Raw genomic sequence first — 23,991 nt, forward strand, 5'->3', positions numbered from 1 at the left:
GAAGCTCGCGGTCATCCTTAGCTCCCTTGTACCGTCGCCCTACTCAAGTACCGCGCGCCGCGCGCCGTACCGCTGCCTGACCCTAAACTGCCTCGGGTGCCTGCGCGGACCGACATCCAAAGCCGGACCGTGGTTCAACCGCCCGCGTCAATCCCGCCGAAACTATCCAAACCGTCAGGCTGGATGACGTATCGAAAGCGTAGTTCATCGCAGTCATCGTCCCGGATGTCGCCCTTGATTGCCAAAACCTGTACGGCAGCATAGAAGCCGTGGGTGTTTCGGAACAGCACAATCTGCCCGACGCGTGGCGTCTGCCAATCGGACGTGTAGTCCAGCAACTCGGCACCAGTCACCTGCGAAATCGATTGTAATTTACGAGGTGCAAGTGCAATGCCGTTGATCGATGGGGAATGATTGTAAACATGAATACTTGTATCACTTGCTTTAGTCCATACAGTTTCGAATTCTAGCGTGTCACGGCCAATTACATATCGGCCATTATGGCTACTATAGTCAAATACTACTTCGCCGGTCAAAGATGTCATTCTCGGAGGCGGCACCTGAGAGGCTTTGCCCTCGAACCGTCCAACGCCGAGTTTTTCAAGAGCCATCGCTGCGATCTCAGCAGGCAAGAATTCTTCGGCACGCAAGTAGAATATGTCTCCAGGCAAACCTGGAACTTCCGTATCATCGAATTGTACTGGCAATATGAACTCACGTGATTCTTGGACCGCACGGCTGAGAATCGAACGCCGCTCATGTCGAGGCCAAGCTTTATCAACATAGTGTCTCGATATGAACATTACGACTACATTAGCCCTACGTTCATACACCTGCTGGAACTCTTCCGCGGCATGCTTTCCCCAGAGTTCAACCTTCTCGAACTCATCGTAGAATACGCTGACCCCTCGACTCTGTATCGATTGGGCAACTTGCTTGACATAGCAGCGTTGCTCGCCAGCAAATGACAGTGCTATTTCATATTCATTCATGGAAATCATCTCGATCTTAGACTGGAGAATTGTAGGCGCTCTTGGCTGTTACTCCTAGCCATTTCTCATGCTACACCGCCACAACGGTCTCGGTATCCCCTGCCCCCAGGGCGTTCATGTAGGCGAGGATGAGTTCTTTGGTGCGGTAGTGGCCTTCAAAGTGGGCTTCGTTTTCGCGGCGGACGATGGGGAAGGTGTCGAGGACGTAGGCGGCGTCGGCGCGGTCGAGGCCGTAGAGGTGGAAGTAGAGGGCGTCTAGGCGGGCGCGGAGGTGGCGGCGGTCTTCCTCGTCCCAGATGAACGGGTCGCCGCCGTAGCCGAGGTCGCGGGCGAAGGGCTCCATGTCGTGCGCGGTGTAGGTGAGCCGCAGCACATGGTCCCGCACCAGCTCGGCGGCAGTGACGTCGCCGAAGCGGCGGTCGTAGGCGTCGGGGGCGATCACGGGGAGCTGTTCGAGGATGAATAGGTTCAAGGTTGTCCCTTGAACCTTCTGCCGGGCGACGAAGTCGAGGCATATGGCATTCAGGTTCGCCGTGAGCGTGGCCGCGCTCGCGGCATCGGAGGCGTATTGGGCGTCTGATTCCTCATGACCTTTGGAAGATGAGGCGTGCTGCGTGAACATCAACGGCACCTTGTTCCCGTAGCCGGCCCACGGGACTATGCAAGCGATCACCGTTCTCACGTCGGTCGGGCGCGCGATGTCCCGGAATCCCAGTGTGTAGCCGGTGGTTTCGGGAAGGTTTAGCTCAACTTCCTTTGCCGGAACCCAGTACTGCGACTGGGGCAGGAATGCGGGGTCGGCGTGCTGCGCCTCGGTGACCTCTTCGCTGAGATAGGGGTTGTGAGTGCTCTCGGGGTTGACCCTGACCGAGTTGGCTCGGTGGTCGAACTGGTGAATCATCCGACCCTGGTAAAGCGGCAGATAAAGCTCCGCGCCCTTCTTCCAGCGATTGCCCTGGATTGGGTAGCACCCCTCGTCCTCGAGCTGCGCTGCGGTGCGGAAGAGGTGCGAGTCGTTGGTCATGTCGAACATGCGGACGTATCTGACCGGCCAGACGCGGCGCTCCTCACCGCTGGAGCGGTCCACCAGTACGGGGTGGTTGGCGTAAATGCGGCGGGTGATCTCGGCGTCGCGGCGGGTGCGGAAGACGGGCGCGGTACCGGTGTTCGGGTTTACGCGCGCGAAGTCTTCCGGCGCGAGCGCGAAGCAGCGGTCGGGGTCGTCGATGGCCGCCACGTCGTGCAGGAAAAAGGCGCAGGCGGACTCAGTGAACGTGCGTTTGGCGCCGCCGAAGATGAGGGCGCAGAACTTGAAACGGGAGTCGATATCGGGGAAGAAGGGCGGCAGGTCGGTATTCAGTCGGCGGTTCTCGAAGTCGAACAGTCCGCCGACGCGCCCGCCGGTAGAGACGGTTTGGAAGAACCGGGCGGCGGTCTTGTCGGCGTAGATGCCGGACGGCGTGAGCAGGCCGACGAAGCCGTCGGGCTTGACGAGGCCCATGGCCCGCTCGACGAAGAGGGAGTAGAGGTTGATGTCGCCGCCGCCGAGCAAGGGGTATTCGCCGGAGGCGCGGATCAACTTGCCCAGGGTGTCGGCGCGGTCCTTGGCGGCGTCGTAGGCGGCGACCAGGGTGGCGGGCGGATGCCCCTCACCCCGGCCCTCTCCCCCAGGAGAGGGAGCCGGAGGACCCCCTCCCCAGCCCTCCCCCTTCCAGGTGGAGGGGGCCGGACCGGCCTGGTCTCGGAGCTGCTGGATGGCGGCTTTGCGGGCGGCGGCGGTTGGGGCGCGGGCGATGGCGGGGTCGCGGGTGGCGAACCACTCGACCTCTTGCAGCTTGATGCGGTCCCAGGGCGGATTGCCGATCACGGCGTCGAAGCCGCCCTCGGGCTGGCGGCTCTGCCAGTGATGCCAGACCCCGGGGAAGGCGACCTCCCAGTGCAGGAACTCCTCGCGGTCGGCGATGGCCCGGGACTGCGTCCAGCGGTCCGTGAACTCGCGCCAGATGTCGTCCCGGGCGATTTCGCCGTCGGCGGCGTCCGGGCCGCGGGCCAGCAGGTCGAAGGCGATGCTCGACTCGCGTCCCAGCGCCTCAACCACCGAGCCTTCGACGGTGGCCAGCGCGCGTTTCTTCAGCCCTGCCGTCTGCCAGCGCAGGCCGGCGAGGAAGTCCAGCACGCCGCGCAGGTCGGCCGTGGCCTGCTCGACGCCCTCGAACAGCCCGGCTGATTCCTTCACCTCGGCCACGTCGGCATCGGAGAGCCGCTCGATACGCTGCATGCCGGCCGTGGCGGCCTCGGCCCCGGCGATGGCGCTGCTGGCGCTGAGGCCGCCGAGCCGGTCGAAGTCCTGGCGCGCGTCCAGCACCCGCAGGCCCAGCAGCGAGTCGCCGCAGCGCAGGTGGTGATCCAGGAACGACAGCGGCGCGCCCACGGTGAAGCTGTGCAGCCACAGCGACACCTTGGCCAGCTCGACGGTCAGCGGATTCTTGTCCACCCCGTAGATGCAGCGCTTGAGCACCATGCGCCGGATGATGGTCTGGTCGCTCAGCTGCGCCGCGTCCATGACCCAGTTGGCGTCCCGCGCGCGCTGCAGGATGTCGCGCCGAATGGCCGCCACGCGCCCCAGCAGCGGCGACTCGTAGGCGTCGTCCCCGTCCAGCCACTCCGGCACCGCCGGGACGTACTCGATCAGGTCGGCGACGTAGTCGGCCAGGAAGTCGACGGCGGTGACGAGGAAGTGGCCGCTGCCCATGGCCGGGTCCAGCACCTTCAACTCCAGCACCGCTTCGGCCGGGTCCAGCCGCTCCAATTCCGCTTTGCGATCGGCCTTGGGTCGGCGGTCGCTGGCAAGCTCGCGCGCCTTGTCCTCGAACGCCGCCAGCCGCTCTTCCGCCAGCGGCTTGAGCGTCTGGTCCAGGATTAGGTCCACCAGCTCCTGCGGGGTGTAAAAGCTGCCGCTGTCCTTGCGCGCGTAGGGATTGAGGCGGGTTTCGATTTCGCCCCGGCTGTTGCGCACCGGCTCCCGCTCCAGCAGCCGCTCGTAGATCGAGCCCAGCTGCTGCACCGACATGTCGCGGTAGTTGACGAACTGCCGCCGGCCGTCGATCTCGGCGTGGCTCAAGTCGTAGACGATGGGGGCGAAGGCGGCGTCCGGCAGGCGGACGGAGTTCAGCAGCAGCGCGACGTCGGCCGCGAACAGACCGCCGTTGTAGGGCGGCAGGCCGATGGAGTCGTCGCCGGCGTCGATGAGACCGGCCAGTGTCGTCACGCGGTCGTAGTAGTTCCCGGCACGGGACGAGAAGGTGTCGCCGGCGTCCATCCGCCGCGCGATGTCGTCGCGTACCCGCTTGCGCAGCCCGTAGTCGTCGTATCGGGAGTCGTTGACTGGCAGCAAGCCGCGGTCCTCGGCGTAGAGCACGAAGAGCAAGCGGTAGAGCAGGATCAGCGCCGCCTGGCGGACCTCGGCAAGGTCGGCGCCGCCCGCGTCCAGCAGCGCCTTGATGAGATCGGGAAAGGCGCGCTCGAACACCATGCTCGACAGGTCCTGCGCGACCTGCTGCTCGTAGCGCCGTCCCTCGGCCAGCGCGGTCTCGAGGAAGGTAGCCGTGGCGCCGGGCCGGAGCACAAACGACCGCCGCCGGAACAGCAGGAAGAAGGCGCGCAGAGCGTCGCCGTCGTCGGCGATGTGCTCCGCCAGGTCGGCCTCGAAGTAGCCGGTGGCTCGGGGGCGGGCTCGCTGGTCGTAGAGCCGCCACACGCCGCCGTCGGTGAGAACGCCCCAGCGCAGCCGACCGTCGGTGGCGCTGTCTGCCGTGCTCAGGTAGCGCAGGATCTGCCCATGGGGAGAGAGTCCACGGCGGCGGCTGGCGGGCCTTTCGGCCGGAACGTCGAGCATTGCAGGCTGGTTGGCGGCTGCCGCAGGACTTTCCGGATCGCCACGAGCATCGAGCGGTCGGCCAAAGCGCTTGCTCTCGGCGACCACCGTGGCGTCGTGGAAGCGGTCGTCAGGGTGTGTGCGAGCCGCGGCGCGGGCCTTGGACTCCGCGTCACTGAACAGCAAGAGGTCGGGTATGTCCTCGTTGCGCGCCGCGCCCTGCTGCGGCAGGTAGTCGGCCCAGCCGAGCAGGTCCAGGAGGGGACGGATCAGCTCCTGCTCGGTCGTGGCCTCGTTGGGGTCCTGGAAGTGGATGAAGCTCGCCAAGAGACAGCGCGCGCCGTCCCGGAATCTATTGAAGGCGTCCGGATGGGCGAACGTGGCATTCCAATCCTCGGTGGACTTGATGCCGTCCGTGAGGAAGTACTGGGTGAAGAGTTGTCCGGCCACGGTGTCAGGCAGAGAATCTACTGAGTGTCATTCGGATGCGACGGACGCCTGCGAAGCCTCGCATGGTGCCTTCGGTCAGCAACCAATCGTTCCTTGTCGACGCATGGCACATGGTGAACTGTATCTGGCACCGGACCACTTTTGGACGGATGGCAAAGCGGGCCCGTCCTTCTTCCCTGTAGCTCCAAGCTGACCCGGTCTCTGCGACGCCAACTGACCCTCAGAATGCTGTGCCGATTTACGGAAATCTGGATTTCGGCGAAGCCGGGCTCCAGACATGATTGCCTTGCACCGAGCGAACGGACTGCTCAATGTCCCCGGCGTCTGTGGCCACCGGCGACGCTCGACGAGATTCTCAAGGGAACGCGAGCCCTGACTCAAATCTGACGGGACCTACGCCGCGGATCAGCAAGGCCCGGCCGGTGGTACCAGACAGTGGATCGGTGTTCCTCGACCGTCGTCGTCTACGTCGTGAGCTCTACCGTCTCGTCGCCCCACACCGTCGTATCGCTGGACCGACATTCCTCAAGTTATCGAATGGGGAGAGCTGCGACAGCCTCCTACATATCCCGACAAAACGACCGTTGTCGCGTCGTGGACCTCTTATAGTGATTCCTCTTTCGTCATCCCTATGACGTGGGCCCCCCGCCAGGCCCAGGTCCTGCGCCTGCTGCGCGCGCACCGCTTCATGGACGCCGTCCAGGTCCATCGGGTGATCTACGAGCCCGTCAGCCTGCGCTCCTGCCAGCGCTGCCTGACCCTGCTCCACCACCAGGGCCTCCTCGTTCGGGTGCAACCGTCGCGCGGAGGCCTGGGTGGCGGCAGCAGCGGCTACGTCTATGGCCTATCGGCAAAGGGTGCCGACGTGCTGGAAGCGATCGACGACGCACCACGCAGACAGATTCCCTACGTGAAGGATCCCGAGACGTTCACGCCCGAGCGGGTCTGGCATCAGCTGGATGTCAACCGCTGCTTCATTGCCCTCTGGCGCGCCCTGGAGGCCGTCGACGGCCACGAGCTCGTGCGCTGGAACTCCGACCCGCATCTACGGATGCGGTACCAGTTGGCTGGGCGCTACCAGGTCATCCATCCCGACGGCCTGGCGCAAGTGCGCAGCCCGATCGGCGACGACTGGCTGTTCTTCGAGATTGACCGCGGCACGAACGAGCTGCGCCGCTACCGGACCAAGGTGGGCCGCTACGCTCGCTTCTGGGACTCCGGCGCCTGGCGCTCGGAGTTCCCGGTGTTTCCCGAACTGCGCATCGTCACGAGCCGGCAGTCCCGGGTGCCTCGGCTCGTTCACGCGGCGGAGGCTGGAATCCGCGGGCTCTACCACCTGGATAGTCGAGCGGTGAGCCAGGCATTGCGGGTTGCGGTGGCGTGGGCGCCGGCCTTCCTGGCCGATCCGCTCGGACCAGTCTGGGAGCCGACGTTCAGTGAGGTCCCAATCCGCCAGAACCTATGGCGCGATCCACAGAGGGAGAAGCGGGTCGAAAGTGGCGTCTGGTAGGAGGCGGAGCGCTGTGGCGAGCCGCCCGGGGACTCCAACCGCGAGAGTAGGGAAGCCACGCCCACGCCCCAGGAACCGTCCCGAGCGACCACCACGACCGGCGTCAAGGTGGGCACTTCGGAGCCGCTGGACGGACTGGATCCCAACCCGCGAGGGGGTGCATGACCGCGGCGCCAGCCATTCGGATGACCCATCGGATGACGTTGCGATCAGTGGCTCGATAGCGTGCTCGAAAGGCGTTTCGGTAGGCGAACGCGCTCGACGCGAACGTCTTGGCCGTGCACCGGCCTCCCGCCAAACCTGATGGGCGAGGCCGAACGTTTCGCATTCGTCATGCATTGGTGACCTTTCGCTTCGTGGAACTGTTAACCCGTACCCCCACTCCTCGTCCTCTTCGATCCTCGTCCTGGGGGTACGGGTTCTTGCCCGATCCGAGCCCTTGCAGCTCCAGCGGCTGCCCCATACCCACGACCCCTGGGATCACCAAGCCTCAAGCTCCCGATTCCCGTCGGGTCCGAGCCCTCGCAGTTCCAGCGACTGCGCCACGCCCACGACCCCTTGCATCCCCAATCCTGAAGTTGCCTATTCCCGTAGGGTCCAAGCCCTCGCAGCTCCGGCGACTGCCCCATACCCACGACCCCTGGGATCACCAAGCCTCAAGCTCCCGATTCCCGTCGGGTCCGAGCCCTCGCAGTTCCAGCGACTGCGCCACGCCCACGACCCCTTGCATCCCCAATCCTGAAGTTGCCTATTCCCGTAGGGTCCAAGCCCTCGCAGCTCCGGCGACTGCCCCTTGCCCACGCCCCCTGGCGTCCCCAAGCCTCACGTTGTCGACTCCCGCGGGTTCTAAGCCCCGGCAAATCCGGCGTCTGCGCAATTCCCAACGCCCTCGGCAGGATCGGATCTCGTGATGCGCGTCCGCGTGGGATCCCGGCAGCTCCAGGTCGTGCGCTTGCTCTACACCCATCGCCTGCTGACGGCCGCTCAGGTCCAGGCCCTGGCCTTTGAGACCGCCACGCGGCGCACCTGCGAGATCTGCCTGCAGCGGTTGCATCGGAAAGAGTGGGTGGTGCGGGCCGAGCCCCTCCATGGGGGCGCTGGGGGCGGCCGCAGCGGCTACGTCTATGGTCTCCCCGCCGCGGGGGCCGAGGTGCTCGTGGCGTTAGCCGGGATCCCGCTGGCCGACATCCCGACGGTCGCCGGGCCCGAGGCCCTGGAGCCCCGCTACGTGAATCACCAACTGGCCGTCAACCGCTGCATGCTGGCGATCCGGCAGGCCTGTCGGGCCGATCCCGGGGCTACCCTGCGCGAGTGGAGGGCCGACCCGCACGCGCGGGTGCAGTATCGGGTCGGACGGAGTTCGCGGACGGTGCATCCCGACGCCATCGCAGAGATTGACCTGGATGGCTGGCGCCGCTGCCTGTGCCTGGAGGTCGATCGGGGCACGGCGGAGTTGCGCCGCTACGGGCTGGAGCTGCGGCGCTACGCGCGCTTCTATCTTTCGGGCAGCTGGCGGCGGGAGTTACGCGACGTTCCCCGAGGTGCGAATCGTGACCGCGCATCGGCCACGGATAGAGCGGATGGTGGCAGAGCTTGAGGACGCGGTGCAGAGCTTCGACCGGGCCGACTATGACTTGCTGATGGCCGGGCTTGTGGTAGCCGTGACCTTGGAAGCAGCGTTCCTGGCGGATCCGAGCGCCGCGGTATGGACACCAATGTTCGCCCCCGACCGGGAGGAGTCGCTGCTGCCGGCTGAGACCGTCAGTGTCCGGCCATCGGGAGATACTGATTCTGGCCTCACGACGTCAACGCACACCTGAAATGAAGTGACCGGCTGTCAAATGCCACCACTCGCATCGGGGGCGGCCGCGGCAACCGTGTTCGAGGGCGAGAGGAGATGAATGAACGGGAGCGCTGCGGCAGCGATGTGTCACTCTGATATCCGCGGGTTGCCAAAGCCTAGCCGCATGACTGTGCTTCGTCGGGAGGGTTCGCCGCATAGGCTCGCGGGTTGACGGCGCCAAGCACCGCTGCCGCATAGGTGTAGCACGCGGCCTCCTGAACCTGGCCTCGCTCATTCATCTGCTCCTGCCCTGAAGCAGCACATCGCCGCCTCCGGCCACGGCCACGAGATCCGCGCGCGCCGCCAGGTGCCGCTCAATGCCTCACGCACGGGCATGACGGCGGCATAGGTGACCATGCTGGACCAAGCACGCACCGACGCCCGCCACGTCTTTGACGTCCCCGTCTCGCAAGAGATCAGCGTCTGGGCGCACGGCTGGGGTCCATCGTCCGCGGGTCACATCGAATTGACGGCGGGCCTGTGGATCGTGGACGTGCGCTTCGACGACTAAATGCCGCCGACCCACGGACCACCTCCAGGCGTGACAGTCAACGCGGTCGGATGCTGCGGCGGGATGGGCTGGATGGGCGACACGTGGGCCGCCATTCACGTGGGCAATTGGCAACACCCCGAGTTGGTGACCTTCACGCCGGGGCCGGTGGTCGTAGAGGTCCACGCCATCCCCGCGGACGTGATGTGGTGGGTGACGTTCGAGCGCCTCGAGGAGCTGAAGCCGTCGCAGGGTGTGCGCGCCTGTCAAGAGAGTCTTGACGGTGGTAGCATCGGCGTCGAATGACGCGGCTGGTAGCCGTTGGTGCGGATTGCTGAGACGAGAATGGCTAGGCTACAGGTCGCGATTGTGCTGCCTTCCGCATGGCATCTCGGTATTCGCGGCCTTGTTGATCCAATCTGGCCTGAGGAATTAGCTTGTGTACTCGACGAGATTGAGGACGCGTACCCTCAATTCGAAATATATCGCATGTTTGAGGGAACGTTCGCCTATCAGTCGTGCCGAATCAAGCTAAGGCTATATGTTGCAGAATCAGGCGACATTATTCCCTTGTCCGATGCCAGCATACCGATGGGCGTGGATGTTGACAGAGCACGGGATAGCGGACTTTGGAAGACTTTAGAAGAGGCCATGAGAGCGTATAGCAGGAAGTATCATCAGACGGACTAGTGGACGCCGCCCCCAACTTCGCCAACCGCACGCTCTACCACGGCGATAACCTTAGGAAACCTCTGATTTAGTCGCGGTCCGCGGCCGGTTGGCAGGGCCTATGCTCAAGGGTGACCGATCGCCGGTGAGGGGCTTAAGGCATCCCCAGCGCTCATTTGCCGACGTGGAGTATGACGGGCAGCCGCGCCAGACGCGGCGGGAGCGCTTTCTGCAGCGTATGGACGCGCTGCTGCCGTGGGCGCGGCTCGAAGCGCGCATCGGTCCGGTCGACCCCACCGGCGAGCGCGGTCGACCGCCCTACCCGCTGGCGCTGCTGCTGCGGATTCACGGCGTGCAACTGTTCGACAACCTCAGTGATCCGGCGATGGAAGACCCGCTCTATGACAGCGTGGCGGTGCAGCGGTTCGTGGGGCTGACGGCGCGGGATCCGCGGCCCGATGAGACCACGATCCTGCATTTCCGGCTCCTGCTGGAACGGCACGATCTGGGCGAAGGCCTGCTGGCCGAGATCACCCAGCACCTGGCGACGCAGGGCCTGTGGCTGCGGGAGGGGACGATCCTCGACGCGCCGGCGTCGACGAAGAACCGCGCGCAGGCGCGGGACCCGGAGATGCATCAGGTGCGGAAGGGGAGACAGTGGTACTTCGGGATGAAGGCGCACATCGGGGTGGATGCCGACACGGGGCTGGTGCACAGCGTGGCGACGACGGCCGCCAACGTGGCGGATATCACCCAAGTGCCGCAGCTCCTCCACGGGACCGAGACGCGCGTGTGGGGCGATGCCGGGTGTGTCGGCATGGCGCGACGCCCAGAGCATCGGGGGCGGGCGATCGACTGGCAGGTGGCGTTGCGCCTCGGCCAGCGGCGGCGCTTGCCGCCGGGCAGCGCCGCCGCCCAGGCGTAGCAGCGCAAGGCCTCCATCCGGGCGAAGGTGGAGCACCCGTTCCTGTATGTGAAGCGGCACTTTGGCTACGGGCGGGTACGGTACCGAGGATTGGTCAAGAACCGGACCCGGCTGTGCCTGTTGTTCGGCTTCGCCAATCTGCTGCTGGCGGAACGGGCCGCACCGGCCTAAGCGGGCGCACTGCCTAGATTCACAAACGAAGTGCAACACCTTGCAAAGGTGCTGCCATGGGACGGTGCTACGCACAGCTCACCATTGAAGACCGGTGTGAAGTGGCCCGACGCCACGCCGCCGGCGCCTCGAGCCGCCAAATCGCGGCAGCTCTGGATCGCGCGCCATCGACGATTACTCGGGAGTTGAAACGCAATGCCTCCCGCACCCAGGGCTACCAGCCGCGCCATGCCGACCAGCAGGCCCACTCCCGCCGCTGGCGCGGGCCCCGCCTCGACCGCGACCCCACCTTGCGCGCCAAGGCCAAACGCGGCCGCCGCGGGCGCAAGCGGGGCAGTCCCGCCTCCTTTATTCAGCACCGCCGCCCCCTTGCCGACCGCCACGCCGGACTCACTGGCGAGCGGCGCCAACTTCCAGGACCGCTGGTCGTGGGCGACGACGTGGAGGGCGAGAGGGTCGACCAGATCCAGGACTAATGGCCGGTGGTGTGGCAGGTCATCGGCGCGGCGCGGGCGGCGTGGGCGACGACATGGCCGCGTTTCTGTGCTTCATGGGCATTTGGCTCATCGAGATGCGGCGGGTGCTGCGGGACGACGGGAGCCTGTACCTGCACTGCGACCCGACCGCGAGCCACTACCTCAAGGCGCTGCTGGATGCCGTGTTTGGGTGGCGGAATTTCAGGAGCGACATCATCCGGAGACGTGCTCTGGCCAAGGGCCTAGCGTTCAAGGGATTTCCGAACAACGCCGATCATCTGCTCTATTACAGCGGGTCGGACAGCTTTTCATGGAATCGGCCCTTTCTGCCGCATGACCCCGAATATGTGAAGAGGTCGTATCGCCATGTGGAAGCGAAAACGGGCAGGCGGTATCGGCTTGACAATCTGGCGAATCCAAACAAGGACTGACCGAACCTGAAGTATGAGTTCCTTGGTGTGACGCGGGTTTGGCGGTGGACTCGTGAGCGGATGCAAGCCGCTCACGATGCGGGCCTTGTCGTGCAGACCAAATCCGGCGGTGTCCCTTTCCTCAAGAGGTACCTGGACGAACAGAAAAGCACCCCAGTCGACACGATCTGGGAGGACATTAGACCGGTTCAGCCACAGTCGAAGGAGCGCACCGGCTACCCCACCCAGAAGCCCCTCGCCCTGTACGAGCGAATCATCGAGGCGTCCAGCAACCCCGGCGATATCGTGTGTGTGACCCATTCGCCGGCTGCGCCACGACGCCCATCGCCGCCGAACGCCTGGGCCGCCAGTGGGTCGCGATGGACATCTGGGTGGGCGCAGTCGATATCGTGCGCCAGCGCATTGCCGACAACCGCCAGCTGCTGACCGACGCCGACCCGCAGATTCACTACGTCACCGAGCCGCCGGAGCGCACCGACGACCGAGCCGAAGCCGTGCCGTTCCTGCAAGTCACCGAGCGCTACGCCGAGCCCGAAGGCCCGCGCATGAGCCGCGCCGCGATGTACGACCACCTGCTGCGGCAGTTCGGCCACGCTGCCAGGGCTGCGACCGCACCTTCGATGACCCGCGCTATCTCGAGCTGGACCACAACACGCCGCACTCGGACAGCTGTCTCAACCACATCACCAACCGCATCCTGCTCTGCGGCCCCTGCAACCGGCTCAAGAGCAACACCTACACGCTGTCAGGCCTGCGCCGCGAGAACCGGCGGCATGGGTACATGGCGGCGAGTTAGTGCGTCAAACGCCTTGTCGCTTGATGCGCTCGGCCTCCTCAATCGTGTACACAATGACAGCGCTGATGTCGTCGATCTGGTCAGATGACGGGGACCAATAGTCGCGTGTAAACGCAGAGAGAAATCGGTGAGCCCGAGCCGGACCGTCGCTACCTGTGGGTCGGAATGCGAGCCGTTGAATCTCGCGCGTCGCCATAAGCGGGTGCGCCAACAGGTCGTTTCGGATCCTGCGTACCCGCTTGATTCGCTCTCGCATTGTTTCATCTTCGACACCCGCGACAATGAATGTCGGTTTCGGTCCAGCAACCATCTTCGTAAACTGCCGCGACCTTTGCTTGCCCCAACACGCCACGATCTTCCACACACAGGCCTCGCACAAATGGCTGTGCAATTGGCTCAAGTGATGGCGCAAGCGGACGTGTTTCGTGTCACCGGCATCCAACTGGTCATCGAGTTCATTCACTTGTCCGGCGAGATTCGCGACCTCGCGCCATATGAACTGGGCGTCCTGCGCACGCCATAAGATGTCCTGCGCGCTCAAGGCGATCTCATCTGGAATCGTGTTGGCCGTTGACATTGCACGTCTCCCCGCGGCTATTCGGTCCGACGCCGCTCCGCGAACGACCGGAGACTACATTTGGTTCCGGGGGTCGGATTCGAACCGACGACCTGGTGGTTATGAGCTACCCGAGCTGCCTCTGCTCCACCCCGCAAGGTCGGATCTCAGCTTAGCAGCGACGGGGTATTCCAGCTACGCGTCCGCGCGTCACTCCGAGCGTTCGGCCAGTTGCAAGAGCATCTCCTCTTGCCACCGATATCGGTCGATCTGGTAGCGCCACCAGTAAATGCCACCCCACGATCCAAACGTGACGACGGTAAGCAAGATGTGCATGACGTGCGAGCCCAACTTGAAGTGCCGGGTTCTCATCGCAAAACCCTCCCCGATTCCTGCAGCGCCGAATGATGCCGCAGCGGGGGGCGTCAAGTAACACTTGACCGCGACGGTCTGCGGCCTACGCCGCGCTCGCGTTCTTCGCCTTGCAGCGGGAGCAGCGCACCACCCACGGGCGCGTCACTTCGTCGGCCAGCACGCGCCGGCAGCGCCAGCAGCGCGGCTTCTTGTCGGTGATGGGCGCCGGGCGCGTCTCGACGGTCACGCGTCGGATGCCGTCGTCGACTCTGTGGGCAGGATGCCCAGCTCGACCAAGCCCGTCCGATCCCCCGTCGCGTGCAGGCGGTCCCAGGCGTCACGCGCCGCCTGTAGGCGCTCCTGCTGATCCTCCGGCAGCGTCTCCAGGTCGACGAACGGCCACTCGCTCCAACGTGGGTCATTGGCGTCTGCGGCCATCAGTTACCTCCTGCCGGAAGCATCCGCACCGTCATGAGTCGGAAGGAGCCACCGAACGAGCGGGGGCACCGCCGTAAGCGTCGATGCCTTCCAAGTCTCTGAGCTCGTCGATCCAGTCTTCGCCCCAACGGCGACTCCGAATCTGCAGATCGTTGAAGTCACGAACGTCCACCAGCTGCATGCGTGCCCCGGGCATCATCGTAAACTCTGACTCCGCACGATTGATCGCCATCACCCGCTGGCCCTAGGCATCGTGAATCTCCATCAGGACGCGATGCCGCGCCTCGGGAGGGGCGAAGAACAGAGCCCACTCTGGATCCCCCGACGTTGCGGTCGGTGCGTCCAATCTGGACGTCTTGCCGACGACAAAGTCTTGGACGTCCGCTTCGTCGCCCCAATTCATGCCCCGATAGAGTGACGCGTAGTCGCTACGCCTACGTGAGGCGGCCCACATCCGATCTATGTCCGCCTGCTGCTCGGGGCTTAGGGCCTTTCCCGCCCGTAGGTTCTAGACGATGTCGGAGTAGTTGTCGATCCAATCGCCGAGCAGCGCCTCGTCGTCGACGTACTCGTCCAGATCCTGGGAGCTCCGATCGGATGCGCTTTGCCGTCAGCCCCTCCGATTGAGTAGATGCCGATTGTTGGCTCTTGCCTCCCGCAACGCCGGCCGCGTCGCCCCGCGTGCTGCCAAGCTATTGGCCGGCAGGGGCGGTGGCTCTGGCTCTGCTTCTGTGGCAGGCGGCTTAGTTACGCCAGCTTTCGGGATCACCGGCTCGGCGACGCAGCGGCACTGGATTGGCTCGCCCGGGTGACCGATGGCTGGCGCCTGGTCCCAGCGCTGCGTTGTGCCCTCGAGGTCGGCGTGGTCGGCAAGCACGCGCTCGTCCTGGACGGTGCGCCAGACGTACTCCTCGTTGCCAAGCTGCAGATGCCTTGCCTGGGTCAGGTTCGAGATCGCCTTGTTGGTTTGATCCCGCGTGATGCGCCGCAAGTTCCAGTTCGCCACCTGGCCCTTCTCCCGCACCACCTGCGAGAGCGCCTGCTGATCGAACGGCTTGTCGGCGAACGCCTGGCTGATGCCTGTGTGAAGATCGTCCATGAGGCGCGTCGGTACTTCACGGAGTCGCGGGTGCTCAAGCTTTGGGCGTAGCTGGCGCTCCTAGACTTGTCCTGCAGTCCAGCCAGAGGCCTGTCGTCGCGTCGCTGCTGGATTCAGGTCCACGCGGGCCACATGACGGCGACCGTGACGCTCTTGCTGTGGCGCGGCGGGATGCCGGTCAGCAGGCGGCGAATCTCGCCCCGAGTGACAGCTTCCAGGTGCTCACAGATGACGCGGATGTGCCAGTTGTCGCGGAAAGGCGCGGGGTCCACGTAGGGCCACATCTGCCGGACGAACTAGTACAGGTTCGCTTTGGCGCGCTCGGCATCCTCATGGTGCAGCCAGGCGGCGAGCAGCGCTTCCTGGGCTGGCGAAAGGCTGTCCGCCAGCGCACAGGCTTCGGGGGACACGTGGGATCTGTCGAGGTCGGTGACAAGGCCCTATGCTAGCGGGCCAATAGCTCGGGGGGAGATCGTGAAAGGGAGCAAGAGCTTTAGGCGTGAGCGTGCTGCAAGGATTCGTGGGCTGCTGCGTCAGTTGCGGTGCACAGAGTCCGGATACTCCCAGAGGCGCATCCGTGACGAATTGCGCGATGACTGCGACTTCTATATCACCGACTGGCACCACATCTTCGGACCGAGCCCGGATGGCTTCACCGTTGCCGAATTTGATTGGCTCGTCGATCACGGACACATCAGAATCATTGACGACTGAACGCATGCGGCTCGCCAGCCAGGGGGAGGCGCACCGATTGAGCGGAGGCGGCTACTCAAGGCGGTCTGGACCGGAGACTGCCTCCACATCATGCGAGGCCTCAATAGCGAGTCCGTGGACCTGATCTATCTGAATCCGCCCTTCAACCGCGATCAGGACTACGCGGCGCCCATCGGCAGCTCCGCGGAGGTGCCGATTTCAAGGACAAGTTGCAGCTGCGGTAGACCGCCAGCACGCCAGCCGTCCAAGCCCCGGCGTGCCCACCGCCCAGAGGCCAGCGCAAAGCATGGCTCATGAGCACCGCCGGGGTGAGCGCGATGAGCGTCAGCACACCCGCGATGACTGCTAGCAGCGCTGGCCAGCGCCAGTCCGATGTCACCAGCCACTAGAGCGCCTGTAACTTGATTCGCGTAGCGTCGGGCGCGCTGTAGGCCACGAAGTCGAGGTCCCGATTTCCATCGACCAGGGCATCCGCCACCAGTAGAACATGTCGAACGGGCGACTGGCCTTGGCCATCCTGACAAGTACCGCGTGGCCGCGCATTTCACGGCGAACGGAGGCCATCCAAACCGCCCTGGAAGGCATCCGTCCCGGGGAGGTGCGGAAAGTCCCGATCTAAAGATAGATATGGGATTGCGTGACCACCGACACCAGCGAGGACTCGCTGCGCCTGGGCGAGGATGGCCCGACGCGGCGCCGGTTCCTGGCGCGCTTGCAGAGGGAAATCACCAAGAGGGGCGCGATCGACGTGCTGCGCAGGGACATCAAGCGCGGGCCGCACCAGGTCGACCTGGTTTGCGGCAGACCGTCGCCCGGAATCGAGCGGGCCAGGCTCCTCAACCGGAAGAATCGGCTCAGCGTCGACGGCAGCTGCGCTACAGGCGCGACGAGCCCGAGCGTTCGCTGGACGTGAGCCCGTTCATCAACGGCCTGCCCGTCGCCGCCTTCAAGCTGAAGAATAGCCTGACCAAGCAGACGGTGGACGACGCGGTGGAGTATCGTCAGTTCGCACAACGAAGGCTGCGGCCTGAACCCCAGCGACACTTCCACTCGTGCCCGCGGCCAAGCACCAGGACGGTCCGCCGTCTCGCGGCGGGCTGGAACACGCCCGCCAGCGGAAAGGCGGAGCGTGCGGCTAGCGCAAACGGACCCGCAGCCGTGGCTCACTCCGACGGCCGAACGCCGCCGATGTAAGTCTACGCCTTCTGTACGCCCAAGTCGCCCGCTCGCATCTCAAACGTCACTTTGAGTCCCAACTGTGCGGCCGCCGACGTGATCTGGCCGCGAATCGTCGGCTGACGCTTCTTCTCCTGCTCGGTGAGACCGATGACTACCCATTCGCCATGCGACGTCTTGTCTAGGCGGCTGATAATCTCGCGAATCTCAGGACTTATGCGCCGTGACCGCTGCGGTCGCTGCTTCCAGTCACTCGTCGATACCACCTCTTTGAGCTTCATGCGTTTCCCGACTCCCGTCGAACAACCTGCGTTGGATCGCGGAATGGTGGCACAGCCGGCTTGTCGCAGGCAAGTCGTGGCCCAAGAGTCGAACTTATCCGAGACTTAATCGTGCAAATGCTGGCGGATCTCCGCTTATCTCGTGCAGGATGGACGGTTGCGACTAATTTCGGGCAATCCTGCATGACACGGGGTACATAGTCGATTGGCGCCTAGAGTGTTCACCTCCCGAAGGGATCCCTGGTGTGAAGTTTCTTTGGGAAGTGGACAGACTGAGATGGAAGGACCAGTCAACGTGATGGCCGAGGAAAGTCCCTGAGGTGATGTCGCCAGGAGAGCGCGGCCCGCAGCGCAGCGGCGGTACCGGCAGCGCCGGCTGTGAGTCAGACTAATACTCGCGGGTTGGGGCCGTAACCCGGACCGCATGCCAGAGGATCGTCGGGAGCTGCCTCGGTCGACGATTGCATGTTGGGGCGGGGCCCTTGGCACACGCCGTCCGGCGCGGGAACTCCAGACCGCTGACCAGCCCCACCGCGGCGCGATGGATCAGTCACCAGCGGTCGCAGCGCGCGCCCACCGGCGGGCAGTGAAGCTAGCGCCGGGGTGGCGCAGACCATAGCCCATCGAGAGCCCAGGAGTCCGCGGGCGACTGAAACGGCGGCCTTCTGGAACGCTGGCCGCGCCGCCGCCTGCTGATGCCGCAGGCTCGGACCTATCCGTGGCGCGTGCCGGTAGCACCACGCGGCTTGCTCTAGAACGTGGCGTAGGGCGTTGTTACCGCTCGTTCTGATCCGCCCGCGACGCTAGCGTGTCCCGCTGGAGTGCTCGCTGGGGACCGGACCCACGTAGGCCATCACCTCGCGCGGATGGCAGAAGTGCTACAGCTCGCCGAACTCCGCGATCGGCATGGCCGCCAGCACCTGGCCGATCTCGCGCCACTCGTACAGTGGCTCGATCAGCGGCTGGTGCGGACTAGCCGCGGCGGCCAGGACTAATTTCGCCTCCAGCTACGCCAGCCGTTCCTCCGTCTCGACCGGGCTCTCTTGAAATCCCAGCAGCACGACCTGGGACGCTGGGCGCGGCTGTCGCCAGGGGCAAACCCCCGCGGGGGGACGCCCAGACAGGCGCAACAGGAACTGCCTCAGCCGTTGCAGCCGCCGGTCGGTCCGCGCGACCGCAGGAGCGCACACTAGATCCCGCAATGCCTCATCGGCCTCATCCGGCACACCGGCTCCGTCCGTTGTCGCTTGGCACAGGCGCCTAACCCAACCTGCGCAACCGACGGCTTTGCGACTGCGGGCAGTCTCGTCATCTTGTCTAGGGCGGCGTAGCTTGGCCAAGAACGTCATCGCCCCGGCATTCGACCGTGCCGTCGGGCCTTACCCCGCAGGTCTGGCCTCCGCCGGCACTGACGGAGTCGAACTCCGCGGTCGGCGGCGTGACTGGGTCTTGACCGTCATCGCCTCAGCGTTCGACCGTTCCGTCAATCCGCACCCCACACGTGTGCCAGAGCCCGGCGCTGACTTCGCGCCGCCCACTCCACGGCGCAGCCTCCTCACCGCGCGCGGACTCCAATAGGGTGATGACCATTCCAACGACGACTAGAGCGATAGTTCCACGCTTCAGATTTCACTCTGTGTTCCTAAAGGATCCTTCTAGTCCGCGAAACGCGTGCGTCATGTGAAGGCAATTGCCAAGAATCAATCTCGCTCTATTCCACACTTGAGTGCGTGGCACCGAACCGCTGGACTGGGAAGTGTCCGTCGAGGTCGGGGGGGGCCAGGGTTCGCGATTCCTCTGACGCAGGTCTTGAGGAGTGCACCTGCGGCCTACGTCTACTTCCAGATGCGGATGCTCTAGTGCGTTGATGTCGATGCTTTCGGGAAGGCGAGCAAGAACTGCCTGGCCTTCGGTGGCATCACCCCAGCACTCGACCGTGCCGTCCGGCCGCACGTGTGGAACGGACCGGCGTCGACGGGCTCAGGTGGCTGGGTGATTCCGCGAACGTCGGCGAAGTGAACGCGCTCACGAGGGTGCCGGGCGCACACTCGAATTCCCACAGTGGTACGCCGTCGGCGCCGGTGCTGGCAGCCTCGTCGATCGCCTTGCGACATTCCGGGCAGTCGGAGATGCGTCCGCTCTCGGCTTCGTCCACAAAGACGCGGACGACCAGGTAGTCATTCTTCTCTGCGTAGTCTCATAACGCCCCTCGCGGCTTGGCATATGTGCCATTAGCCGATAGGGCATCCGGTGTCATCGCCGACCGAGTAGCCTGCCCACCATTCCGTTCCGCCGCCTGTTGAGGTTTCTGCCGAGAAACTCTTCCAATTCGGGACGGTTAAGAACAGTTCGTGCGCCGACGCTGGCATTGTCGTCAATCAGAGTGGAGGGAACGTTTTCCCAATCGAACTCGCGACGTCCGAAGGTGTCGGTCTGCTCAATCACGATGACTTTGTCTTTCTCAAGTATCCAGCCGCTGGACTGATTGCCCTCCTTCTTCATCCTCGTGGCCCGCCTGAGCAGGTGGTCCACTTGGGCCTTAACCCGCTCATGCCGTTTCTCGGCGTAGTCGTTCCACCTGATTGGGACGCACCACTTGGGCGGGCTTTCCGCCAGCAGGTCGGCAACGAGACCTGAGAGGATGGTGGAGGAGAACTCCAGCCAGTCGTCGGGCACTGGCGTTACGTCGAGCCGGGCCAGCGTCCTCCTGAGGTACTCCCGGTACAGGTTGGAAGAAAGGCCCCGGCGCACCTCCTGAATCTTCAGGTGCAGCTCGTGCCGCAGGCTCTCCTTGTAGGAAGGGAGGGCGGTGGTGGTGTAGATCATCAGGCTGCGCTTAACGATCTGGTCGGTGAAGGCCTTTAACTCCTGATTCATGGAGAGGACGAAGCAGGGGTACTCGGAGACCAGCGGTGGCACCTCGTCCTTGATTACGTCCTCGCCGTGGTTGCGAATGGCGGGCCTGCCGATATCGTCGAAGACGGCGGGGAACCGCCGGTAGGCGTGCTGAATGTCCCAGAGCCTGCGCTTGGTGAACTCCCGCTTGTCCACGTTGTAGGCCCTTCCGAACATGGAGGTCATCAGCGTCTCTATGAGGCTGGACTTCCCGCAGGAGGGCTTTCCGTAAACGATGGCAACGGACGGGTACCTGAAAATGTCGCCCTCGTGGCCGGCCAGGGTCCGCATGTCGCACATGAAAGGTGAGAAGTAAAGCCACGACCAGAGGATGAAGTAGTCCCGCTGGAGCCTCTCCACCCCCATGCCGCCCTCAAAGGTGCCCTCGTAGTTGCCGAAGAATTCCACCAACAGCTTCGCGTCGTTCCTGGCGGAGTCGAGGTCAGCTTCCAGTGAGAACGGCTCGCGGAAGAATGTGACGGTCTTCGCGTCTCTGTCGATCGACAGCTCCCGGTGGTCGGCCTCCTCCTCCGTCTGGACGACGCGGATGCGGCTGTACTCCTTGACGATCCGGCGCCTGATATCGCGTGGTATCTGCTGCCTTCCGTTGCGGGGCGCCGGGATGAGGTTGGCCACCACCGGGGGTACGGCAGCCTTCATCCTCTCTATCCGCTCAATCTGGTGGGGGACGCTCATGTGGACGGCATTGCCGTTCGGTCCCTCCTCGTCGCCTGAGTCGATCACCAGGGTGGCATGGTCGTCAAGGGCCAGAACGGGGACTTCAGTAAGGCTTATCTCAGCGTGCTCAATCCGCTCCGGTGGCAGGGGCATCTCGTCGGAGGCCTGGTCCCTGATGGACTGGTACATGCCCACATAGTGGCCCCAGGCGGCTTCGTCATCATCGAAACAGACCAGGGTCTCGGACTGTCGCCCGCCGAAGGCGGTCTCCGACAGGTTGGCCGATCCGATGAGGACGCGAGTGCTGCCGGACTCCGTGTTGTCCAAGAGGTACAGCTTGGCGTGGGCTATCTGCTTGCGCAGCACCCGGAACCGGGCCTGTCCCTTCCTGACCCGCCTCAGGATCGAGGCGTGGCGCTCACTGGGCAGGTTTCTGATGGCCGCCCGGGCGTCGCCGATGGCGACCTGTTGGAAGGCCAAGACGTCCCTCAGGGTGTGCAGGATGTTCTCGCACCCGAAGACGCACTCGAAGTCGCTAAAGCTGTGCTCGTCCAGGAGTCGGACGATGGCGCTTGTCCCTGCCGAGTAGGTGAGGATGCGGATGCGGTCGTAGCCGTCAAAGATCGACCAAGAGAACTTAGTCTCGGACTGGAACCGGGCGCGGGCCACACGCAAGCCCGTGCCGTCGTCTAGGTCGAAGCTCAGAGTCTGTTCGGGTCCGGGGCCGCTATGCTTCAAGCCATTCTCCTCAGATTCCGCCGCGACTCGGCCAATCGGCATGGGCTCGGCGGGTGCTGACTCTCACCACCATTGCGCAGCCGGCGCAAGCTGGGCGACGACTCGGACAACCCCCACGAAACAAGTTACACCCGGTCTTCGGACCGGGGAAGGATCGGAACGCCTACGAGTGGCGAATCGCCCGGGACGTGACGCACGTCTACGCTATCGACTGATCGCAAAGTCCCGACTTGCCGTCCACCGACCAGTGCGGGAGCCCGGCTGGCAACGGCAACCAAACCAGGGGATCGTCGCCGGTTTGGCGGAAACCTGGGTAGCCGCCCGCGCAATCGAGCCCCATGATGGACCACCATGACCCGATCACTGCCGACCCGCGATTGCAACGTCGTGACCCGCGGGAATTCGCGTCAACCGAAGAGTGACCGGCCGCTGGCCACCCGCCGCGGCCGCCATTCCCGCGAGTCGCGTCTGCGGACGCTGCAGGCGGCTCTCCGCAAGATCAACTCGGCCTGGGAGCTCTCGCAGTCGCCGCTCGCCAAGTACCGGGATCTCCAGGCGCTGGGCCAGACCCAGTTCGCCGACCGGGCATTCCCCGAGGGCTGGGCGGTCCAGGCGGTGCTTCGCCTCGCCTGCGCCCGAGTGGCCGGCGCCCTCGATCCCCGCAAAGGCGAGTTCCTGCAGCGCTGGGTGGCCGGCGAGTCGATCGCCCGCATCGCCGCGTCAACGGGTATGAGTCGCAGCCACCTTTCGCGACGCTGGCGACCGCAGGTGCTGGCGGCCATCGATGCCGAGGTTGCCAATTTGCTGCGCGAACTGCGCGCCACTGGCGGGCGACTGGAGCACGAGGCGCCCGAGAGCAGCCAGGGTTCTCCGCCGGCCGATGGTGCCGTCACCGCGGTCGTTCGTGGATCGAGGCGCGGCGCGCGTGCTCGGAGAGCTCGTACCCGTGCTGGATGGCGACAGGCGGACCCACAAACCGCGACCCATCCGAATTAGCTAGAATTAGCCGGATTTCACGGCGCGACGTGTGCCACGAACGCCCCTAGCCTGGCTGGTTTGCCCCCCAGGGACGCGGGGACCGGATCCGGTCCGCCACTTCGAGTGGTGCCGAGGGCGGGACTCGAACCCGCACAGCCCGGAGGCCACTAGCCCCTCAAGCTAGCGCGTCTACCAATTCCGCCACCTCGGCCGGGCGCCCGATTATAGGCGTGAACGCCCGTCACTGTCCGACCGGACGTTTGGTGCTCGCGGATGGCGTACGCTGGGCGCAATCAGACCATCGCAGAGGAAATTTATGTCAAGCTCACCGCACGTCGCATGGCTGCGCCTCTCGCCGACCTCCGGGCAGAACGTGGGTGTCAGCAGCCTCAGCTTCGTGGCCGACCTGGGCATCGAAGGCGACCGCCACGCCAATCCAGAGTCGCGCAACCAAGTGCTGCTCATGGACACCGAAACCCTGGACGTGCTGGAGCTTGGACCCGGCGATATCCGCGAGAACGTCGCCACCACCGGTATCGATCTCGCATCGTTGAACGAGGGCGATCGGCTGCGCATCGGGGCGGAAGTCGAGGTGGTGATCTCACACCCCTGCGACCCGTGCTACAAGATGGACATCCTGCGTCCGGGGCTCCAGGAGGAGATCAGAGGACGCCGGGGGATGCTGGCCACCGTCAGCACCGGCGGCGTGGCCGTTGCAGGCGACCCCATCACCCTCACCGCCGCCACGGAGGCCTGAGAGCCCCAACTCGTCCCCGCGCCGAACCCGCGCATCCCGGAGGTCGCATGAATCTCTACATCCTGCGCCACGGCAAGGCTGAGCCATTTGGGCCGACCTATCCCCGGGACGATCTTCGACCGCTCAGCCTGATGGGAATGCGGCGTACCGAACGGTCCGCCAGGGGCATGGCCGCGGCCAACGTGGTCGTCGACACGATCATCTCCAGCCCGCTGCTGCGCGCGCGTCAGACCGCCGAGATCGTGCACGAGGGCCTCGGCGTCGCGGCCGATATTGAATACTCCGACGCGCTCGCCACTGGCGATCTCAACGGCATCGTCGATGCCGTGCGCGGCCATGAGCGCAACAAGGGCGTCATGCTGGTCGGGCATGAACCGACGCTCAGCCAGTTGATCTCGATTCTGGCATTCGGCGCGCCCGGCGGGTCGTTCGGCCTGAAGCCGGGCGGACTCTGCAAGCTCCAGACCTACGCCATCGGTCTGGGCCAGTGCGCCGTGGTGCGGTGGTTTCTGACGCCGAAACAGCTCGTGGGACTGGGCAGGGGCTCGCGTGGAGGCAATCGCGGCGCAGCGGCATAGGTGGGCAGAACGCCTAGGAGACCTTTGCAGAATGCAGGTCAGAAGGTGTGTATGCGCCCCGATCCGTTCTACAGCTCCTTCGACAAGCTCAGAGCCTGCCCCGTACTTGATACGGGGACGAA

Annotated in this window: 22 protein-coding genes, 2 tRNA genes and 2 pseudogenes; 15 read left to right on the top strand and 11 right to left on the bottom strand. The window is 64.7% G+C overall.

Annotated features, from left to right (window positions below; genetic code table 11):
* Window positions 1–134 precede the first annotated feature (134 nt).
* Window positions 135–992 (bottom strand): TIR domain-containing protein, encoded by an 858-nt coding sequence (locus OXG33_11195; GenBank protein MCY4114486.1) that lies wholly within the window; start codon window positions 990–992, stop codon window positions 135–137.
* A 70-nt stretch (window positions 993–1,062) separates the two neighbouring features.
* Window positions 1,063–5,316: a restriction endonuclease gene (locus OXG33_11200; GenBank protein ID MCY4114487.1), complete on the bottom strand. Its 4,254-nt coding sequence runs from the start codon at window positions 5,314–5,316 to the stop codon at window positions 1,063–1,065.
* Between the two features lie 631 nt (window positions 5,317–5,947).
* Between OXG33_11200 and OXG33_11205 the strand changes: the two genes are divergently transcribed.
* The 11 genes and pseudogenes from OXG33_11205 to OXG33_11255 all read left to right on the top strand — a co-directional run bounded on the left by OXG33_11205 (window position 5,948) and on the right by OXG33_11255 (window position 13,150).
* Window positions 5,948–6,826: a replication-relaxation family protein gene (locus OXG33_11205; GenBank protein ID MCY4114488.1), complete on the top strand. Its 879-nt coding sequence runs from the start codon at window positions 5,948–5,950 to the stop codon at window positions 6,824–6,826.
* 910 nt (window positions 6,827–7,736) lie between these two features.
* Window positions 7,737–8,423 (top strand): replication-relaxation family protein, encoded by a 687-nt coding sequence (locus OXG33_11210; GenBank protein MCY4114489.1) that lies wholly within the window; start codon window positions 7,737–7,739, stop codon window positions 8,421–8,423.
* On the top strand, window positions 8,410–8,646 hold the full coding sequence (locus OXG33_11215) for a hypothetical protein (protein ID MCY4114490.1): 237 nt from the start codon (window positions 8,410–8,412) through the stop codon (window positions 8,644–8,646). The genes OXG33_11210 and OXG33_11215 overlap by 14 nt, the downstream gene beginning before the upstream one ends.
* A 372-nt stretch (window positions 8,647–9,018) precedes the next feature.
* A complete protein-coding gene (locus tag OXG33_11220) occupies window positions 9,019–9,180 on the top strand; it encodes a hypothetical protein (GenBank protein MCY4114491.1) in 162 nt (53 codons plus the stop codon).
* Between the two features lie 30 nt (window positions 9,181–9,210).
* Window positions 9,211–9,465, top strand: coding sequence for a hypothetical protein (locus OXG33_11225; protein MCY4114492.1), 255 nt, complete (start codon window positions 9,211–9,213; stop codon window positions 9,463–9,465).
* Between the two features lie 484 nt (window positions 9,466–9,949).
* A pseudogene (locus OXG33_11230) lies at window positions 9,950–10,924 on the top strand (IS5 family transposase).
* Between the two features lie 56 nt (window positions 10,925–10,980).
* Window positions 10,981–11,109: pseudogene (locus OXG33_11235) on the top strand (helix-turn-helix domain-containing protein).
* Window positions 11,110–11,400, top strand: coding sequence for a hypothetical protein (locus OXG33_11240; GenBank protein ID MCY4114493.1), 291 nt, complete (start codon window positions 11,110–11,112; stop codon window positions 11,398–11,400).
* A complete protein-coding gene (locus OXG33_11245; GenBank protein ID MCY4114494.1) occupies window positions 11,400–11,831 on the top strand; it encodes a DNA methyltransferase in 432 nt (143 codons plus the stop codon). Before OXG33_11240 ends, OXG33_11245 begins: the two co-directional genes overlap by 1 nt.
* A gap of 287 nt (window positions 11,832–12,118) precedes the next feature.
* On the top strand, window positions 12,119–12,715 hold the full coding sequence (locus tag OXG33_11250; protein ID MCY4114495.1) for a hypothetical protein: 597 nt from the start codon (window positions 12,119–12,121) through the stop codon (window positions 12,713–12,715).
* A gap of 291 nt (window positions 12,716–13,006) precedes the next feature.
* Complete coding sequence (locus OXG33_11255; protein ID MCY4114496.1) at window positions 13,007–13,150, top strand: hypothetical protein; 144 nt, start codon at window positions 13,007–13,009, stop codon at window positions 13,148–13,150.
* Between the two features lie 115 nt (window positions 13,151–13,265).
* On the opposite strand, the gene OXG33_11260 is transcribed toward OXG33_11255, so the two are convergent.
* From OXG33_11260 to OXG33_11285, 6 genes are all read right to left on the bottom strand, one after another.
* A tRNA-Met gene (locus OXG33_11260) sits at window positions 13,266–13,340 on the bottom strand.
* 53 nt (window positions 13,341–13,393) lie between these two features.
* Window positions 13,394–13,555, bottom strand: a complete 162-nt coding sequence (locus tag OXG33_11265) for a hypothetical protein (GenBank protein ID MCY4114497.1) — start codon at window positions 13,553–13,555, stop codon at window positions 13,394–13,396.
* Window positions 13,556–13,640: 85 nt separating this feature from the next.
* Window positions 13,641–13,784, bottom strand: coding sequence for a hypothetical protein (locus OXG33_11270; protein MCY4114498.1), 144 nt, complete (start codon window positions 13,782–13,784; stop codon window positions 13,641–13,643).
* Window positions 13,781–13,975 carry a hypothetical protein gene (locus OXG33_11275; protein ID MCY4114499.1) on the bottom strand — a complete coding sequence of 65 codons (195 nt, stop codon included), beginning with the start codon at window positions 13,973–13,975 and terminating at the stop codon, window positions 13,781–13,783. Before OXG33_11275 ends, OXG33_11270 begins: the two co-directional genes overlap by 4 nt.
* Window positions 13,976–14,585: 610 nt before the next feature.
* Window positions 14,586–15,074, bottom strand: a complete 489-nt coding sequence (locus tag OXG33_11280) for a minor capsid protein (protein MCY4114500.1) — start codon at window positions 15,072–15,074, stop codon at window positions 14,586–14,588.
* Window positions 15,075–15,187: 113 nt separating this feature from the next.
* The gene (locus OXG33_11285) at window positions 15,188–15,346 is read right to left on the bottom strand and encodes a hypothetical protein (protein MCY4114501.1); all 159 of its coding nucleotides are present in this window, start codon (window positions 15,344–15,346) and stop codon (window positions 15,188–15,190) included.
* A 1,079-nt stretch (window positions 15,347–16,425) separates the two neighbouring features.
* Between OXG33_11285 and OXG33_11290 the strand changes: the two genes are divergently transcribed.
* Window positions 16,426–16,701, top strand: a complete 276-nt coding sequence (locus tag OXG33_11290; GenBank protein ID MCY4114502.1) for a hypothetical protein — start codon at window positions 16,426–16,428, stop codon at window positions 16,699–16,701.
* Window positions 16,702–16,984: 283 nt separating this feature from the next.
* Here the strand turns inward: OXG33_11290 and OXG33_11295 are convergent, their stop codons facing one another.
* Both OXG33_11295 and OXG33_11300 read right to left on the bottom strand, forming a co-directional pair.
* Entirely contained in the window at window positions 16,985–17,245 is a 261-nt protein-coding gene (locus OXG33_11295; GenBank protein MCY4114503.1) for a hypothetical protein, read from the bottom strand.
* 2,253 nt (window positions 17,246–19,498) lie between these two features.
* Entirely contained in the window at window positions 19,499–21,556 is a 2,058-nt protein-coding gene (locus OXG33_11300) for a phospholipase D family protein (GenBank protein ID MCY4114504.1), read from the bottom strand.
* A 351-nt stretch (window positions 21,557–21,907) separates the two neighbouring features.
* Between OXG33_11300 and OXG33_11305 the strand changes: the two genes are divergently transcribed.
* On the top strand, window positions 21,908–22,552 hold the full coding sequence (locus tag OXG33_11305) for a hypothetical protein (protein ID MCY4114505.1): 645 nt from the start codon (window positions 21,908–21,910) through the stop codon (window positions 22,550–22,552).
* A 106-nt stretch (window positions 22,553–22,658) separates the two neighbouring features.
* Here the strand turns inward: OXG33_11305 and OXG33_11310 are convergent.
* A tRNA-Leu gene (locus OXG33_11310) sits at window positions 22,659–22,745 on the bottom strand.
* A gap of 105 nt (window positions 22,746–22,850) precedes the next feature.
* On the opposite strand from OXG33_11310, the gene OXG33_11315 reads away from it, so the two are divergent.
* Window positions 22,851–23,291 (top strand): MOSC domain-containing protein, encoded by a 441-nt coding sequence (locus tag OXG33_11315; GenBank protein ID MCY4114506.1) that lies wholly within the window; start codon window positions 22,851–22,853, stop codon window positions 23,289–23,291.
* A 47-nt stretch (window positions 23,292–23,338) separates the two neighbouring features.
* Entirely contained in the window at window positions 23,339–23,869 is a 531-nt protein-coding gene (sixA, locus tag OXG33_11320) for a phosphohistidine phosphatase SixA (GenBank protein MCY4114507.1), read from the top strand.
* Window positions 23,870–23,991 lie beyond the last annotated feature (122 nt).

Source organism: Chloroflexota bacterium (assembly GCA_026708035.1).
Taxonomy (GTDB): domain Bacteria; phylum Chloroflexota; class UBA11872; order UBA11872; family UBA11872; genus JAJECS01.